The organism is Geodermatophilus sp. SYSU D01119 (assembly GCF_054049975.1).
Map to the genome: position 1 here is coordinate 81,216 of NZ_JBJGYL010000007.1, position 16,399 is coordinate 97,614.

General features: G+C 75.0%; 14 protein-coding genes. 4 read left to right on the forward strand and 10 right to left on the reverse strand.

The window, feature by feature from the left end:
- Positions 1 to 23: 23 nt before the first annotated feature.
- From ACI79X_RS07280 to ACI79X_RS07325, 10 genes are all read right to left on the reverse strand, one after another.
- Entirely contained in the window at positions 24 to 1,343 is a 1,320-nt protein-coding gene (locus tag ACI79X_RS07280) for a hypothetical protein (RefSeq protein ID WP_457024748.1), read from the reverse strand.
- Between the two features lie 53 nt (positions 1,344 to 1,396).
- Positions 1,397 to 2,242 (reverse strand): SDR family oxidoreductase, encoded by an 846-nt coding sequence (locus ACI79X_RS07285; RefSeq protein ID WP_457024749.1) that lies wholly within the window; start codon positions 2,240 to 2,242, stop codon positions 1,397 to 1,399.
- A gap of 68 nt (positions 2,243 to 2,310) precedes the next feature.
- Positions 2,311 to 3,774, reverse strand: coding sequence for a rhamnulokinase (locus ACI79X_RS07290; RefSeq protein ID WP_457024750.1), 1,464 nt, complete (start codon positions 3,772 to 3,774; stop codon positions 2,311 to 2,313).
- A complete protein-coding gene (locus ACI79X_RS07295) occupies positions 3,771 to 5,807 on the reverse strand; it encodes a bifunctional aldolase/short-chain dehydrogenase (protein WP_457024751.1) in 2,037 nt (678 codons plus the stop codon). Before ACI79X_RS07295 ends, ACI79X_RS07290 begins: the two co-directional genes overlap by 4 nt.
- 54 nt (positions 5,808 to 5,861) lie before the next feature.
- Positions 5,862 to 7,046, reverse strand: coding sequence for an L-rhamnose isomerase (gene rhaI / locus ACI79X_RS07300; protein ID WP_457024752.1), 1,185 nt, complete (start codon positions 7,044 to 7,046; stop codon positions 5,862 to 5,864).
- Positions 7,043 to 7,405: an L-rhamnose mutarotase gene (locus ACI79X_RS07305; protein ID WP_457024753.1), complete on the reverse strand. Its 363-nt coding sequence runs from the start codon at positions 7,403 to 7,405 to the stop codon at positions 7,043 to 7,045. Before ACI79X_RS07305 ends, rhaI begins: the two co-directional genes overlap by 4 nt.
- A gap of 66 nt (positions 7,406 to 7,471) precedes the next feature.
- Complete coding sequence (rhaS, locus tag ACI79X_RS07310; protein ID WP_457024754.1) at positions 7,472 to 8,560, reverse strand: rhamnose ABC transporter substrate-binding protein; 1,089 nt, start codon at positions 8,558 to 8,560, stop codon at positions 7,472 to 7,474.
- 59 nt (positions 8,561 to 8,619) lie between these two features.
- Positions 8,620 to 9,633, reverse strand: coding sequence for an ABC transporter permease (locus tag ACI79X_RS07315; RefSeq protein WP_457024755.1), 1,014 nt, complete (start codon positions 9,631 to 9,633; stop codon positions 8,620 to 8,622).
- Positions 9,623 to 10,702 carry an ABC transporter permease gene (locus tag ACI79X_RS07320; protein WP_457024756.1) on the reverse strand — a complete coding sequence of 360 codons (1,080 nt, stop codon included), beginning with the start codon at positions 10,700 to 10,702 and terminating at the stop codon, positions 9,623 to 9,625. Before ACI79X_RS07320 ends, ACI79X_RS07315 begins: the two co-directional genes overlap by 11 nt.
- Positions 10,699 to 12,249, reverse strand: a complete 1,551-nt coding sequence (locus tag ACI79X_RS07325; protein ID WP_457024757.1) for a sugar ABC transporter ATP-binding protein — start codon at positions 12,247 to 12,249, stop codon at positions 10,699 to 10,701. Before ACI79X_RS07325 ends, ACI79X_RS07320 begins: the two co-directional genes overlap by 4 nt.
- A 210-nt stretch (positions 12,250 to 12,459) precedes the next feature.
- Here ACI79X_RS07325 and ACI79X_RS07330 point away from each other — a divergent pair, with 210 nt between their 5' ends.
- From ACI79X_RS07330 to ACI79X_RS07345, 4 genes are read left to right on the forward strand one after another with little or no spacing between them, the layout of a single operon-like run.
- Positions 12,460 to 13,491, forward strand: a complete 1,032-nt coding sequence (locus ACI79X_RS07330; RefSeq protein WP_457024758.1) for a LacI family DNA-binding transcriptional regulator — start codon at positions 12,460 to 12,462, stop codon at positions 13,489 to 13,491.
- Entirely contained in the window at positions 13,488 to 14,261 is a 774-nt protein-coding gene (locus tag ACI79X_RS07335) for a (Fe-S)-binding protein (protein WP_457024759.1), read from the forward strand. Before ACI79X_RS07330 ends, ACI79X_RS07335 begins: the two co-directional genes overlap by 4 nt.
- Complete coding sequence (locus tag ACI79X_RS07340; RefSeq protein ID WP_457024760.1) at positions 14,258 to 15,781, forward strand: LutB/LldF family L-lactate oxidation iron-sulfur protein; 1,524 nt, start codon at positions 14,258 to 14,260, stop codon at positions 15,779 to 15,781. The genes ACI79X_RS07335 and ACI79X_RS07340 overlap by 4 nt, the downstream gene beginning before the upstream one ends.
- Complete coding sequence (locus ACI79X_RS07345; protein WP_457024761.1) at positions 15,778 to 16,398, forward strand: LutC/YkgG family protein; 621 nt, start codon at positions 15,778 to 15,780, stop codon at positions 16,396 to 16,398. Before ACI79X_RS07340 ends, ACI79X_RS07345 begins: the two co-directional genes overlap by 4 nt.
- Position 16,399: the final 1 nt, after the last annotated feature.

Genomic DNA, 16,399 nt, shown 5'->3' on the forward strand with positions numbered 1-16,399 from the left:
CCGCGGTGAGCCGGGACGGCGGGTCAGTCGACCGGCCCGCCCTGGTTCCCGGGCTGCGGGTCGTCGTCGGGCGGGCGGGGGTCCTCGACCTGCGGGTGCGGGTCGTCGCCGCGGTCGCGTGCGCGGCCGGCCCCGGGCAGGCCCGACACCACCTGGTGCAGGTCGTCCATGAGCTCGAGGAGGGCGTGCAGGTCGGTCGGCACCCGCCCGAGGTCGGCGGTGGTCGGCAACTTGCCCGACTCCAGCCCGCGCAGCAGCCGCGGCACCTGGTCGGTGAGCGCCGCCAGGGCGGCCGCCCGCTCCTCGGTGAGCAGCGCGGGCAGCCGGCCGAGCAGGGTGCCGAGCGCGCGGGCCGCGTCGTCGGTGAGCTCGCGGTCGAGCCGGGTCACCAGGTCGAGGACGGTGTCCAGCCGCCCCTGGTCGAGCAGCTCCTCGACGCGGTCGAGCCGCTCGTCGGTCAGCAGGCCGTCGAGCCGGGCGCCCACCCGAGCGAGCCGCTCGTCGCCGAGGAGCCCGGCCGCGCGGTCCACCAGCCGCGGGACGCGGTCGTCGGCGAGCAGGTCGTCGAGCCGGCCCAGCAGGCGCAGCACGCGCTCGTCGGCCGCGAGGTCCAGCAGCGTGCGCACCCGCTCGTCGGCCGCCAGGTCGAGGGCCTGCTGCACCCGGTCGCCGGTCAGCAGGTCCAGCGTCCGGTCGACCCGCGGGTCGGTGAGGACGTCCAGGCTCCGGTCCACCCGCGGGTCGGTGAGGACGTCGAGGGTCCGCTCGACCCGGTCGCCGGTGACCAGCTCCAGCGCCCGCACCACCCGGTCGTCGCCGGCCAGGTCCAGGGCGCGCTCCACGCGCTCGTCGGCCAGGTGGTCGAGCAGGCGGTCGACGCGCGGCAGCAGGTCGGCGGCCAGCAGCCGGTCGAGCCCGTCGGCGAGCCGGTCCAGCCGGCCCGAGGACAGCAGGCCATCGACGGCGTCGAGGGCCCGCGGCACCACGTCGGCGCGCGACCGCAGCGTGTCCACGGCCCGGGTGACCGCCTCGACCCGCTCCGGCGCCAGCGCGGCGCCGAGCCGGTCGACGAGCGCGCCGAGGGCCGCGACCCGCTCCGGCGTCATGACGGCGGCGAAGCGCCGCACGACGTCGGCCGCCACCTCGACGGCCTCCGGCCCCGCCGCCGCCGCGCGGGCCACCGCGGGGGCGGCGCCGTCGAGCAGGGCACGGGTACGGCGCAGGACGTCGTCGGCCACCGGCAGCAGGTTCTCGGCGCGGGGCAGCGCCGCGCTCAGCGAACGGACCGAGTCGGCGAGCGTCCAGGGCAGGTCGAGGAGGTCCGAGGGACCGGGCAGGCGCACGGACGTCGTCTACCCGCGCCGCCGCTCCTGACGCCCCCGCGCCGGGTCCGGCGTCAGCCGGCTGCCCGCAGCACCTGCTCGAGCGTGCGCGCCGGGTGCCCGGTCAGGTCGGGCACGGCGGGGCTGACGACGTCCATCTCGCCCGCCGCGACGGCGGTGTAGGTGGACACCCAGGCCTCGACCCGCCAGTCCGGCGCGCCGTAGGAGGCCCGCGAGGCGTACGCCTCCTCGAGCGTCTCCGGGACGTAGCGCACGGCGCGGCCGGTGGCGGCGGACAGGACCTGCGCCACCTCGGCCAGCGTCAGCGACTCCGGGCCGGTGAGGTCGTACGTGCGGCCGGCGTGCGCGGCGGGGTCCCGCAGCACCGCGACGGCGACGTCGGCGATGTCGTCCTGGGCCACCGGCGCGACGCGTCCGTCGCCGGCCGGACCGCGGATCGCGCCGTCCTCGCCCACGAGCACCGGCGCGAAGTCGGCGTAGAGGGAGTCGCGGAGGAACGTCGCCGCCAGCCCGCGGGCGCGCACGTGCTCCTCGGTGGCCCAGTGGTCGCGGGCGAGGGTGAAGGTGGCGTCCGGAGCGGCGCCGAGGAAGGACACGTAGACCAGGTGCGCGACCCCGGCGTCGGCCGCGGCGTCGACGAAGGCCTGGTGCTGCGCGACCCGGTCGGGGGTCTCCGACGCCGAGACCATGAGCACCGTGTCGACGCCGTCGAGCGCGGCCCGGACCGCGGCGCCGTCGGCGTACGGCGCCGCGACGGCGGTGGCGCCGGGCAGCCGGGGCGCGCGGCCGACGTCACGGACGAGCAGCCGCTGCTCGACCCCGGCGTCGGCGAGCCGGCGCGCGACCCGCCCGCCCAGCTGCCCGGTCGATCCGGTCACGGCGAGGGGCACGGTCGGCACGGCGGTCTCCTGACGGTCGAGGGGCCGGACGCGGCGTGCAACCGCCCGGCCGGGCCCCTCGTTCCCGTTCAGGACAGGCGGGCCTCCGCGGCGGCCCACCCGGCGTCGGGCCCCGCTGGGCGGTACTCGACCAGCGACTGCGTCGCACGCAGCAGCTCCCGCATCTCCCCCAGCCCGCCCGCGAGCCCGCCGAGCGCCCGCGCCTGCACCAGCGCGTTGCCCAGCGCCGCGGCCTCCACCGGCCCGGCGAGCACCGGCCGCCCGCACGCGTCGGCGGTGAGCTGGCACAGCAGCGCGTTGCGCGCCCCCCCGCCGACCAGGTGGACGACGTCCACCTCGCGGCCCGACAGCTCCACGGCCGTCCGGACGGTGCGGCGGTAGGCCAGCGCCAGGCTGTCGACGATGCAGCGGACGGTCTCGGCCTGGCTCTGCGGCGGCGTCTGCCCGGTCTCGGCGCACACCTGCGCGATACGCGCCGGCATGTCGCCGGGCGGCAGGAAGCGCGGGTCGTCGGCGTCGACCACCGCGGTGAACGCGGGCACCCGCGCCGCGGCGGCGAGCAGCTCCGGCAGGTCGGCCGGGAGCCCCGCGGCGGCCCAGGTGCGCAGCGACTCCTGCAGCAGCCACAGCCCCATCACGTTGTGCAGGTAGCGCACGGTGCCGTCGACGCCGAGCTCGTTGGTGAAGCCCGCCGTCCGGCCGGCCTCGGTGAGCACCGGCCCCTCCAGCTCGACGCCAACCAGCGACCACGTGCCGCAGGAGACGTAGGCGAACCGGTCGCCACACGCCGGGACGCCGACCACCGCCGAGGCGGTGTCGTGCGAGCCGACGGCGAGCACCGGCACCTCGCCCAGCCCGGTCTCGGCGCGCACCTCGGCGGTGAGCCGGCCGACCTCCTCGCCGGGCTGCACCAGCGGGGGCAGCAGGTCGCGCGGCAGGTCCAGCCGGTCGAGGAGGCCGGTCGCCCACTGCCGGGTGGTGGCGTCGAGGAGCCCGGTCGTGGAGGCGTTGGTGACCTCCGCGACCCGGGCGCCGGTCAGCCAGTAGGCCAGCAGGTCGGGCACGAGCAGCGCCTGCCGCGCGGCGGCGAACCGGGCCGTGCCGCGCATCGCGGCGAGCTGGAACACCGTGTTGAACGGCAGGTGCTGCAGCCCGTTGACCCGGTACAGCTCGTCGGGCGGGACGAGCGCGTGCACGTCCGCGACCGCCGTCTCGTGGCGGGCGTCGCGGTAGTGCACGGGGTTGCCCAGCAGCGCGCCGTCGGCGTCGAGCAGCCCGACGTCGACCGCCCAGCTGTCGATCCCGATCCCGTCGACCCCACCGGCGTGCCCGGCCGCCCGCAGGCCGTCGAGCACCCCGGCGTGGAGGCCGAGCACGTCCCACTGCAGCGTGCCCGCGGTGCGCACCGGCCGGTTGGGGAACCGGTGCACCTCGGTGAGGTCGAGCCGGCCGGGGCCGACCCTCGCGGTCATGACCCGGCCGCTGGAGGCGCCCAGGTCGACGGCCGCGAGGGTCAGCTCGCGGGAGGTCACCGGAGGAAGGCGGCGGCGACGCCCGAGTCGACCGGCACGTGCAGGCCGGTGGTCCGGGTGAGCTCCCCGCCGGTCAGGGCGAAGACGGCGTCGGCGACGTGCTCGGGCAGCACCTCGCGCTTGAGCAGCGTCCGCTGGGCGTAGAACTGCCCGAGCTCCTCCTCCGGCACCCCGTAGACGGCGGCGCGCTTGGCGCCCCAGCCACCGGCGAAGATGCCCGACCCGCGGACGACGCCGTCGGGGTTGATGCCGTTGACCCGGATCTGGTGCTCACCCAGCTCGGCGGCCAGCAGCCGCACCTGGTGGGCCTGGTCGGCCTTGGTCGAGGAGTAGGCGATGTTGCTCGGCCCGGCGAAGACCGAGTTCTTCGAGGAGATGTAGACGACGTCGCCGCCCATCCCCTGCGCGATCATGATGCGGGCCGCCTCGCGGGAGACGAGGAAGCTGCCCTTGGCCATGACGTCGTGCTGCAGGTCCCAGTCCCGCTCGGTGGTCTCCAGCAGCGGCTTGGAGATCGACAGGCCGGCGTTGTTGACCACGAGGTCCACACCGCCGAAGGCGAGCACCGCCTCGCGGAACGCGGCGGCCACGGCCTCGGCGTCGGACACGTCGGCGGCCACGCCGATCGCGACGTCGGGCCCGCCGATCCCGGCCGCGGCGTCGGTGGCCTTCTGCAGGTCGAGGTCGGCGACGACGACACAGGCACCCTCGGCGGCCAGCCGCTCGGCGATGGCCTTGCCGATGCCGCTCGCCGCGCCGGTGACCAGCGCGACCCGGGTGGCCAGCGGCTTCGGCTTCGGCATCCGCTGGAGCTTGGCCTCCTCGAGCGCCCAGTACTCGATGCGGAACTTCTCGCTCTCGTCGATCGGCGCGTAGGTGGAGACGGCCTCGGCGCCGCGCATGACGTTGATGGCGTTGACGTAGAACTCGCCGGCCACGCGGGCGGTCTGCTTGTTGGCGCCGAAGCTGAACATGCCGACGCCGGGCACGAGCACGATCGCCGGGTCGGCGCCGCGCATCGCGGGCGAGTCCGGCGTCGCGTGCCGCTCGTAGTAGGCGGCGTACTCGGCGCGGTACTCCTCGTGGAGCTCCTCCAGCCGCGCGACGACGTCCTCCACCGGAGCGCTCGCCGGAAGGTCGACGACCATCGGCCGCACCTTGGTGCGCAGGAAGTGGTCGGGGCACGAGGTGCCGAGCGCCGCGAGCGGGGCCAGCTTCTCCCGGGACAGGAACTCCAGGACGACGTCGGAGTCGGTGAAGTGGCCGACCTGCGGCTTGTCGGTGGAGGCCAGTCCTCGGATGACCGGCGCGAGGACGGCGGCCCGGGCCCGGCGCTCGTCCTCGGGCAGCGCCTCGAAGCCGGGGACGACGGCGCCGAACGGCTCGGCCTTCCCCCGCTCGGCGAGGAAGCGCTCGGCGGTGCGGATGATGTCCAGCGAGTTGGCCTCGGCCTCCTCGCCGGTGGCGCCCCACGCGGTGATGCCGTGGCCGCCCAGGATGCAGCCGATGGCCTGCGGGTTCTTCTCCTTGATCGCGGCGATGTCCAGGCCCAGCTGGAAGCCGGGACGACGCCACGGCACCCAGACGACGCGGTCGCCGAAGCACTCGCGGGTCAGCGCCTCGCCGTCGGCCGCGGTGGCCAGGGCGATGCCGGAGTCGGGGTGCAGGTGGTCGACGTGCGCGGCGTCGACCAGGCCGTGCATGGCGGTGTCGATGGAGGGGGCAGCGCCGCCGCGGCCGTGCAGGCAGAAGTCGAACGCGGCGACCATCTCGTCCTCGCGCTCGACGCCCGGGTAGACGTCGACCAGCGAGCGCAGCCGGTCCAGCCGGAGGACGGCCAGCCCGGCCTCCCTCAGCGTGCCGAGGTCGCCGCCGGAGCCCTTGACCCACAGCAGCTCGACCGGCCGGCCGGTGACCGGGTCGGTCCCGGTGCCCTTGGCGGAGGTGTTGCCGCCGGCGTAGTTGGTGTTGCGCGGGTCGGCGCCCAGCCGGTTGCTCCGCTCGAGCAGCTCACGGACGACGGGGTTGGTCACGGGTGCTTCCTTCCGGTGGTGTGGGGAGCCAATAGCGCTACGGAGGCGACTTCGTCAGGCGCCCCAGGAGGCCTGGGTGCCGCCGACGCGCTCGCGGGCGATGCGCTCCTGGTGGCCGGACCGCGCGTAGGCGGCGTACGGGTCGGCGTCGAGCCCCTTGCTCTCGCGCAGCTCGGCGAGCAGCGGGCGCACGTCGGTGGAGAAGGCGTCGGTCAGCGCGCCGTGGGCGCCGAGCACGTCACCCGCGGCCTGCGCGGCGGCCAGCGCTTCGCGGTCGACCAGCAGCGCCTTGGCCGTGGCCTCCTGCACGTTGGTCACCGAGCGGATCTGGCCGGGGATCTTCGGCTCGATGTTGTGGCACTGGTCGAGCATGAAGTTGACGCCGGAGCCCGGGCGCAGCGCGTCGGCGGCCACGATCTCGTTCATGATCCGGAAGAGCTGGAACGGGTCGGCCGAGCCGACGATGAGGTCGTCGTCGCCGTAGTAGCGGGAGTTGAAGTCGAACGCGCCGAGGCGGCCGGCCCGCAGCAGCTGCATGACGATGAACTCGATGTTGGTGCCCGGCGCGTGGTGCCCGGTGTCGAGGACGACGGTGGCCTGCTCGCCGAGGGCCAGGCAGTGCAGCAGCGAGGTGCCCCAGTCGGGGATGTCCATCGCGTAGAAGTAGGGCTCGTAGAACTTGTACTCGAGCAGCAGGCGCATGCCCGGGTCGAGCTGGGCGTAGATCTGCTGGAGCGAGTCGGCGAGCCGGTCCTGGCGGCCGCGCAGGTCGTCCTGGCCGGCGTAGTTGGTGCCGTCGGGCAGCCACAGCTTCAGGTCGGTCGAGCCCGTGGCGCGCATGACGTCGATGCACTGCGCGTGGTGCGCGATCGCCTTGTCCCGCACGCGCTTCTCGGGGTGGGTGAGCGACCCGAGCCGGTAGTCGTCGTCCTGGAACAGGTTGGAGTTGATCGCGCCGATCGTGACGCCGTGGTCGGCGGCGTGCGCGGCGAGCTTGCCGAAGTCGTCGACGAGGTCCCACGGGACGTGCAGCGACACCCGCGGCGCGGCGCCGGTGTAGCGGTGCACCTGCGCGGCGTCCTCGATCTTCTCGAACGGGTCGCGGGCGACACCCGGCTGGCCGAAGACCTTGAAGCGGGTGCCGGAGTTGCCGAACGCCCACGAGGGCAGCTCGATGGTCTGCTCGGCCAGCGCGGCGAGCGCGGCGGCCCTGCGGTCAGGGGTGCCGAGGTCGGTCACGAGGGGTCTCCAGTCGGTGCGGTGGTGGTCTCCCCGAGCGCCGTGAGCTGGGCGTCGAGGTCGAAGACGAGCGGCAGCTCGGCCTTGCCGGAGCCGTCGCCGGTGACGAAGAGGGGCGCCATGGAGGCCTCCCAGCGGGCGCTCACATCGGTGGCGTCCACGGCGGCCTGGGCGGCGGTGAGGTCGTCGGTCTCCACGACGCCGACGAGCAGGCCGTCGTCGCGGAGGTAGAGCCGGTAGTCGCGCCAGCCGGCGTCGCGCAGCGCGCGCAGCATGTCCGGCCAGACGGCCGCGTGCCGCTCGCGGTACTCGGCCAGCCGGTCGGGGCGGACCTGGAGGGTGAAGACGGCGCGGGGCACGCGGGGTTCCTCTCGGGAGGGGTCCCCGCCGCCGCCCGGCGGGGCGGGCGGCGGCGGGGGGACGACTCAGAAGTCGAAGTCGTCGATGTTGTCGGCGGTGAAGACGGTGGGCTCGCCGAGGACGACGACGCCGTCGGCGCCGATCTCGTACTCGCCGAGGTCACCGGCCTCGAAGGTCTCGCCCTCCTCGCCGGTGATCTGCCCGGCGGCCAGCGCGGCGCCGGCGTAGGCGGCGAGGTAGCCCAGCTCCTCGGGGTTCCACAGCGCGAAGGCGGTGACGGTGCCGTCCTGGACGAACTCGCGCATCTGGTTCGGGGTGCCGAGGCCGGTCAGCGCGACGCGGCCCTTGTACTCCGAGCCGGACAGGTAGCGCGCCGCGGCGGAGATGCCGACCGTGGTGGGCGAGATGATGCCCTTGAGGTCGGGGTAGGTCTGGAGCAGGCCCTGGGTCTCCTGGAAGGACTTCTCGTCCTCGTCGTCGCCGTAGACCGTCGTGACGATCTCCATGTCCGGGTACTCCTGGGCGGCGTACTCGGTCATGAGCTCGATCCAGGTGTTCTGGTTCGTGGCGTTGGCGGTGGCCGACAGGATCGCCACCTGGCCCGTGCCGCCGATCTGCTCGGCCATGGTGTCGATCTGGGTCTGCGCGATGCCCTCGGCGGTGGCCTGGTTGATGAACAGGTCGCGGCACTCGGGGTCGGTGTCGGAGTCGAAGGTGACGACGCTGGCGCCGCCGCTGCGGGCCTGGTCGAGCGCGCTGCAGATGGCGTTCGGGTCGTTGGCCGAGGTCAGGATGACGTCGGCGCCCTGCTGGGTCAGCGTGTTGATGTAGCTGACCTGCGAGGAGGCGCTGGCCTCCGACGGGCCGACCTGGCTGAACTCGCCGTCGATCTCGCCGACGGCCCGCTCGGAGCCGGTGGCGGCGACGTCGAAGTAGGGGTTGTTGAGCTGCTTGGGCAGGAAGGCGATGGCCAGGTCCGCGGGGATCTCGGCGTCCGGGTTCGCGGACGCGCCCGCGGCGTCGCCACCGCCGGAGCTGCCCTCGTCCTCGCCGCGGGTGGTGCCGCCACAGGCGGCCGTGGTGAGCACCATGGCGGCCACCGCCAGGCCGGTCAGTCCTCCGCGCACGCGGCGGCTGGTCAGGAACAGCGACATCGGGGTCCCTCTCTTCGGGTGGATGGGGGTGGTGCGGTGGTGCGGTCCGGATGGGGTCGTCAGGCGGGGGCCCGGCGTCGCCGGCCCTTCACCCGGGCGGCGACCTGCGGCGCGACGACCGCGGTGATCAGCAGGACGCCGGTGACGATGTTGAGGACGTCGGAGGGCACGTTGACCAGCTGCAGCGCGTTGCGGACCGAGGCCAGCAGGAGCGCGCCGGCGATCACGCCGAGCAGCCCGCCGCTGCCGCCGAAGATGGACACGCCGCCGAGCAGGATCGCCGCGATGACCTGCAGCTCGAGGCCCGTGGCGTTGTCGGCGCGGGCGCTGCCGTAGCGCAGCGTCCAGTAGACGCCGCCCAGGGCGCTGACGACGCCGGTGACGACGAACAGCCAGAGCTTGGTGCGGGCGACGTCGATGCCGCTGAACCGGGCGGCGTCCTCGCTGTTGCCCATGGCGTAGAGCGAGCGGCCGATCGGCGTGGCGTGCAGGACGACGGCCGTGACCACGACGAGCACCAGCAGCGGGACGACGACGGTCGGGATGCCGGTGGAGCCGATCGAGCTGATCGCCCAGGTGGTCCAGGCCCGCGGGAAGTCGGCCACCGCCTGGTCGCCCAGGACGACGAACGCCAGGCCGCGGTAGAGCGCCAGCGTGCCGATGGTGACCGCCAGCGAGGGCAGGCCCAGCCGGGTCACGAGGAACCCGTTGACCGCGCCGAGCACGCCGCCGAGCACGAGCACCAGCGGGATGATCGCCTCGAGCGGGAGGCCGGCGACCCACAGCTGGCCCATGACCGCGCTGGACAGGCCGACGGTGCTGGCCACCGACAGGTCGATCTCACCGGTGACCACGATCAGCGTCAGCGGCAGCGCGATGAGCGCGATGACGACGACGTCGAGCAGCAGGAAGCCGGCGTTGCGGGTGCTGGCGAAGCCCTCGACGGAGAAGGCGGCGATCACCAGGAACAGCACGAGGAACGTGGTGATGACGCTGCCGCTGGGCAGGGTGAGCCCGCGGCGGGCGGGCGCCGCGGCGGCCGGGGCCGGCGCGGGCGGGGTCTCAACGGTCACGGCGGGCGTTCCTCCCCCGGAGGCGGGCGGCCAGGCGCAGCTGCAGCGCCCGGTCGAGGGCGATGGCGGCGAGGATCAGGCCGCCGACGGCGGCGTCGCGCCAGAACGGGTCGAGGCCCAGCTGCGGCAGCGCGGTGCCGATCGTGGTGAGCAGCAGCGCGCCGAGCGCGGCGCCGTAGACCGAGCCGCTGCCGCCGAAGATGGCGACCCCGCCGACGACCGCGGCGGCCACGACGAACAGCTCCTGGCCGGTGCCGGCGGTGGTGTCCAGCGTCTGGAACCGGGCGGCGTACAGGACGCCGGCCAGGCCCGCGAGCGCGCCGTTGACGACGAACGCGGTGAGCACGCGCCGGCCGACCGGGATGCCCGACAGCCGCGCGGCCTCGGGTGCCGAGCCGATGCCGTAGAGCTCGCGGCCGCTGCGGAAGGTGCGCAGGTAGTAGCCGACCAGCAGCACGACGACGACGGCGACGAGGAAGAGCACCGGGACGCCGAGCAGCCGCGCGGTGCCGAGCGACTTGAACCCGCTGGGCAGGTCTGCGGCGTTGATCTGGAGCCGGTCGGCGCTCGAGGCCCACAGCGAGTCCAGCCCGCGGAAGGCGTAGAGCGTGCCGAGGGTGACCACCAGCGAGGGCACCCCGGCGACGGCGACGATCGCGCCGTTGAGCAGTCCGCACACCGCGCCGACTGCCATGCCGGCGAGCACCACCACGACGACCGGCGTGCCCGGCGCGACCACCATCAGCGTGCCGGAGGCGTAGGCCGACAGGCCCAGCACCGAGCCGACCGACAGGTCGACGTTGCGGGTGATGACCACCATCGTCTGGCCGGCGGCCAGGACGGTGAGGATCGCCGCCGACAGCAGCAGGTCGCGGACGTTCTGGCCCGACAGGAACCGCGGGTTGGCGATGACCGTGGCGACGACGAGCAGGACGAGCGCGGCGACGATCCCGAGCTCGCGGACCACGACCAGGCGCTGCACGAGCGCGGAGCCGCGGCGGCCGGTGCGCTCGGGGGCGGCGAGCTCCTCGGGCAGCGGCGCGGGGGCCTTCGTGACGGGCGCGCTCACCGGGCGCCTCCTCCGGGGGAGCCGCCCTGGCCGGTCGCGGCCAGCATCACGCTGTCCTCGTCGGCGCGGGCGCGGGGGATGTCGTCGACGAGGCGGCCCTCGGAGACGACGAGGACGCGGTCGGCCATGCCGAGCACCTCCGGGAGCTCGCTGGACACCATGACCACAGCCAGGCCCTCGGCGGCCAGCTGCGACAGCAGCCGGTGCACCTCGGACTTGGTGCCGACGTCGATGCCACGGGTGGGCTCGTCGACGATCAGCACGCGCGGCTCGGTCGACAGCCACTTGGCCAGGACGACCTTCTGCTGGTTGCCGCCCGAGAGCGTGGAGACCGGGTCGGACAGCTTCCCGGCCTTCACCTGCAGGCGCTCCGACCACTCGGCGGCCGAGGCGCGCTCGGCGCGGGAGCTGAGCAGGCCCGCCCTCGCCAGCCTCCAACGCCGGGTGAGGGTCGCGTTCCTCTCCACCGACAGCTCCATCACCAGGCCCTGCTGGCGGCGGTCCTCGGGGACCAGCGCGAGGCCGGCGGCCATGGCGACGGCGGGGTTGCCGCCCTCGAGCTCCTCCCCCGCGACCCGGACGGTGCCGGCGTCGTAGGGGTCGACGCCGAAGACGGCGCGCACGATCTCGCTGCGCCCGGCGCCGACGAGGCCCGCCAGGGCGACGATCTCGCCGGCCCGCACGTCGAAGGAGACGTCGGAGAAGACGCCGCGGCGCGTCAGGCCGCGCACCTCGAGCACGACCTCGCCCGGGGTGACGTCGACCTTCGGGAACAGCGAGGAGACCTCGCGGCCGACCATCCGGCGCACGACCTGGTCGACGGTGAGGTCGCGGGCCAGGTCGGTGGAGACCCACTGGCCGTCGCGCATGACGGTGATCCGGTCGCACAGGTCGAAGACCTCGTCGAACCGGTGGGAGATGAACAGCACCGCGGCACCCGAGTCGCGCAGCGACCGGGCGACGGCGAACAGCCGCTCCACCTCGACGCCGGAGAGGGCGGCGGTCGGCTCGTCCATGACCAGCACCCGCGCGTCGAACGACAGCGCCTTGGCGATCTCGACCATCTGCTGGTCGGCGATCGACAGGCCGCGCGCCGGGCGGTCGGGGTCGAGCGCGACGCCGAGCCGGTCGAACAGCGCCCGGCACCGCTGCGCGAGTCCGCGGCGGTCGATCCGGCGGCCGGACAGCAGCGGCTGGCGGCCCATGAAGATGTTCTCCGCGACCGACAGGTCGGGGAAGAGCGTGGGCTCCTGGTAGATGACCGCGATGCCGGCGGCCCGCGCGGCGGCGGGGTCGGGGAGGGTCACCGGCTGCCCGTCGAGCAGCACGCGGCCGGTGTCGGGACCGTGCACCCCGGCGAGGATCTTGACCAGGGTCGACTTGCCGGCGCCGTTCTCGCCGACGAGCGCGTGGGCCTCCCCCGCGCGCAGCTCGAGCCGCGCGCCGCGCAGCGCGGCGACCGCGCCGAAGCTCTTGCCGACGTCCTCCAGGGCCAGGACGACCTGCCCTCCCGCCGGCGGCGCCGCTGGCGCCGGGGCGTGGTCCACGACGACCACCTCCGTTGTGAAACGATTCAGACGACCTGTGGCGCAGACCATAGGGGCCGGGTCGAGAACGTGTCAACGCCGCGTTCCGGGCGTTGCCGAACCGCGATCCGGCACGACTCGGGGCTGTTTGACACGTTTCAGGACAGCAGCGACCATCACTGCCGGCGGGTGCGCCCCGTCACCCCCGTCCGACCAGCGCGAGGAGGCGCCGTGGCCGCGAGCATCCGCGACGTCGCCGAGCACGCCGGGGTGTCCGTGGGCACCGTGAGCAACGTCCTCAACCGGCCCGACGTCGTCAGCGCGGCCACCCGCGAGCGGGTCCTCGGCGCCATCGCCGCGCTCGGGTTCGTGCGCAACGAGTCGGCCCGCCAGCTGCGCGCCGGGCACAGCCGGACGATCGGCCTGGTCGTGCTCGACATCGCCAACCCGTTCTTCACCGACGTCGCCCGCGGCGTCGAGGACGTCGCCAACTCCGCCGGACTCGCCGTCATCCTGTGCAACTCGGACGACCGGCCGGAGAAGGAGAGCGCCTACCTCGACGTGCTCGCCGAGCAGCGGGTGCAGGGCGTGCTCATCACCCCGACGGCGGAGCTGTCGCCGAACCTGCAGACGCTGCGCCGGCGCGGCGTCCCGGTGGTCCTGGTCGACCGGCGGGCGCCCGCGCCCGACCAGTGCGCCGTCGCCGTCGACGACGTCCTCGGCGGCCGGCTGGCCGCCGAGCACCTGCTCGAGCGCGGGCACCGGCGGATCGCCTTCATCGGCGGCGCCTCGGGCCTGCCCCAGGTGCAGGAGCGGCACGCCGGGATCGAGACCGCCGTCCGGGAGGCCACCGGCGGCGACGACGCGCTCGTCGTCTTCTCCCCCGAGCACCTCACCGTCGACGCCGGGCGCGAGGCCGCCGCGCGCATCGTCGGCATGCCCGCCGCGCGCCGGCCCACCGCGGCGATCTGCGCCAACGACCTCATGGCGCTCGGGGTGCTGCAGGAGATGGTCCGCCAGGGCGTGCGGGTACCCGACGACTTCGCGATCGTCGGCTACGACGACATCGACTTCGCCGCGTCGGCCGCCGTGCCGCTGACCAGCGTGCGCAAGCCGCGCCAGGCCCTGGGCTCGCGGGCCGCCGAGCTGCTGCTCGACGAGGCCCGCGGCGGGGAGCACGCGCACGTGCAGGAGGTCGTCGAGCCGACGCTGGTGGTGCGCGAGTCGAGCATGGTCTTCCGCGATCGAGAGGGGACCCCGTGAGGGTCGCGCTGTTCGCCACCTGCCTGGTGGACACGGTGGTGCCGCAGGTCGCGCGGGCCACCGCCACGCTGCTGCAGCGGCTGGGCCACGAGGTGGTCGTGCCGCCGTCGCAGGCCTGCTGCGGGCAGATGCACGTCAACACCGGCTACCGGCGCGAGGCGGTGCCGATCGTGGCCAACCACGTGCGCGCGTTCGCCGGCGCGGAGGCGGTCGTGGCCCCCTCGGGCTCGTGCGTGGCCTCGATCCACCACCAGCAGGCGGCGGTCGCCCGGCGGGCCGGCGAGCACGCGCTGGCCGAGGAGGCCGAGGCACTGGCGGCGCGCACGTACGAGCTGAGCCAGTTCCTCGTCGACGTCCTCGGCGTCACCGACGTCGGCGCGTACTACCCGCACCGGGTCACCTACCACCCGACCTGCCACTCGCTGCGGCTGCTGCGGGTGGGCGACCGCCCGCTGCGGCTGCTGCGCGCGGTCCGCGGGCTGGACCTCGTCGAGCTGCCCGGCGCGGAGTCCTGCTGCGGCTTCGGCGGCACCTTCGCGGTGAAGAACGCCGACACCTCGACGGCGATGCTCACCGACAAGATGGCCGGCGTGCTGTCCACCGGCGCCGAGGTCTGCACCGCCGGCGACGCGTCCTGCCTCCTGCACATCGGCGGAGGGCTGTCGCGGCTGCGCTCGGGCTCCCGCACGGTCCACCTGGCCGAGATCCTCGCCTCGACGGAGGAGAACGTGTCCCCCACCCAGACGACCGCCCCCGCGGTGCGGGCGTGAGCGCGACGCCGCTCGCGCCGGGCGCGCCGCGGTCCGGGACGACGTTCCTCGGCCTGCCGACCGCGCCCCGCAGAGTGGGCCACCTGCGCGGCACGCAGCCCTTCCCCGACGCCGCCCGCACCGCGCTGCGCGACGGGCAGCTGCGCGCCAACCTCGGGCGCGCCACGACGACGATCCGCGGCAAGCGCGCCGCCGTCGTGTCCGAGGTGCCGCACTGGGAGCAGCTGCGCCAGGCCGGGAAGGCGCTCAAGGCCGCCACCATGGCCCGGCTCGACGAGCACCTCGAGGAGCTCGAGCGGCAGGTGACCGCCCGCGGCGGCACGGTGCACTGGGCGCGCGACGCCGCCGAGGCCAACCGCATCGTCACCGACCTCGTGCGGGCCACCGGCAGCTCCGAGGTGGTCAAGGTCAAGTCGATGGCCACCCAGGAGATCGGCCTCAACGAGGCGCTGGAGGCCGCCGGGATCGAGGCGGTCGAGACCGACCTCGCCGAGCTGATCGTGCAGCTGGGCGAGGACTCCCCCAGCCACATCCTCGTGCCGGCGATCCACAAGAACCGCTCGGAGATCCGCGAGATCTTCCGCCGCACCCTGCCCCATCTCCAGGGTCCCGGCGCCTCCCAGGACCTCACCGACGACCCGCGGCAGCTGGCGATGGCCGCCCGCGCCCACCTGCGCGAGCGGTTCCTGCGCGCGCGGGTCGCCGTCAGCGGGGCCAACTTCGCCGTCGCCGAGACCGGGACCCTGTCGGTGGTCGAGAGCGAGGGCAACGGCCGGATGTGCCTGACGCTGCCGCAGACGCTCATCACCGTCATGGGCATCGAGAAGGTCGTCCCGCGGTGGGCGGACCTCGGCGTCTTCCTGCAGCTGCTCCCCCGCTCCTCCACCGGGGAGCGGATGAACCCCTACACCTCGACCTGGGCCGGCGTGACGCCCGGCGACGGGCCGCAGGAGTTCCACCTCGTGCTCCTCGACAACGGCCGGACGGCGGTGCTCGCCGACGAGGTGGGCCGCGAGGCGCTGCACTGCATCCGCTGCTCGGCCTGCCTCAACGTGTGCCCGGTGTACGAGCGCACCGGCGGGCACGCCTACGGCTCGGTGTACCCCGGCCCGATCGGCGCGGTGCTGTCCCCCCAGCTGACCGGCGTCGAGGACAACGCCTCGCTGCCGTACGCCTCGTCGCTGTGCGGCGCCTGCTACGACGTCTGCCCGGTGGCGATCGACATCCCGTCGATCCTCGTGCACCTGCGCGCCGAGCACGTGGAGGCGGTCGCCGGGGAGAGGGCGAGGCCCACGGCGGAGGCGGTCGCCTTCCGGGGACTGGCGAAGGTGATGAGCAGCCCGCGGCTGTGGCACCTCGCCCAGCGCGCCGCGGGACTCGGCCGGTTCCTCGCCCGCGGGAGGCCGACGCTGCCGGCCGCGCTGCCGCCGCCGGCGAGCGCCTGGACCCGCACCCGCGACCTGCCCACCCCGCCGGGGAGGACCTTCGTGCAGCAGTGGAACGAGGAGCACCGGCCGTGAGCGCCCGCGAGGAGGTGCTCGGCCGGATCCGGACGGCGCTCGGCGAGCAGCGGCCGTCGGTCGCCGTCCCGCCGGTGCCGGCGCCGCGCGAGCTGCCGGCCGCCGCGCTGCTCGACCTGCTCGCCGAGCGGGTCGAGGACTACCGCGCCACGGTGCTGCGCTGCGCGCCCGCGGAGATCGGCGCGACCGTCGCCCGCGGCCTCGACGCCGCCCTCGGCGCCGGCTGGGACCCGGCCGGCGTCGTCGTCGCCCCGGGCGTGCCCGCCGCCTGGCGGCCGGACGGCGCGACCGAGGACGACGGCCGGCCGCCGGGAGGACTGGCCGCCTTCGCCGCGACCCTCACCGGCGTCGCGACGGCGGTCGCCGAGACCGGCACCCTGGTCCTCGACGGCTCGCCGCTGTCCGGGCGGCGGGCACTGTCGCTGCTGCCCGACGTCCTGGTCTGCGTGGTCGAGGCCGCCCAGGTGGTGCCCGACGTGCCCGACGCACTGGGCCGGCTCGACCCGGTCGCCCCGCTCACGATGGTCAGCGGGCCGTCGGCGACCAGCGACATCGAGCTGCAGCGCGTCGAGGGCGTGCACGGCCCCCGGACGCTGGTGGTCGTGCTCGCCGGCTGAG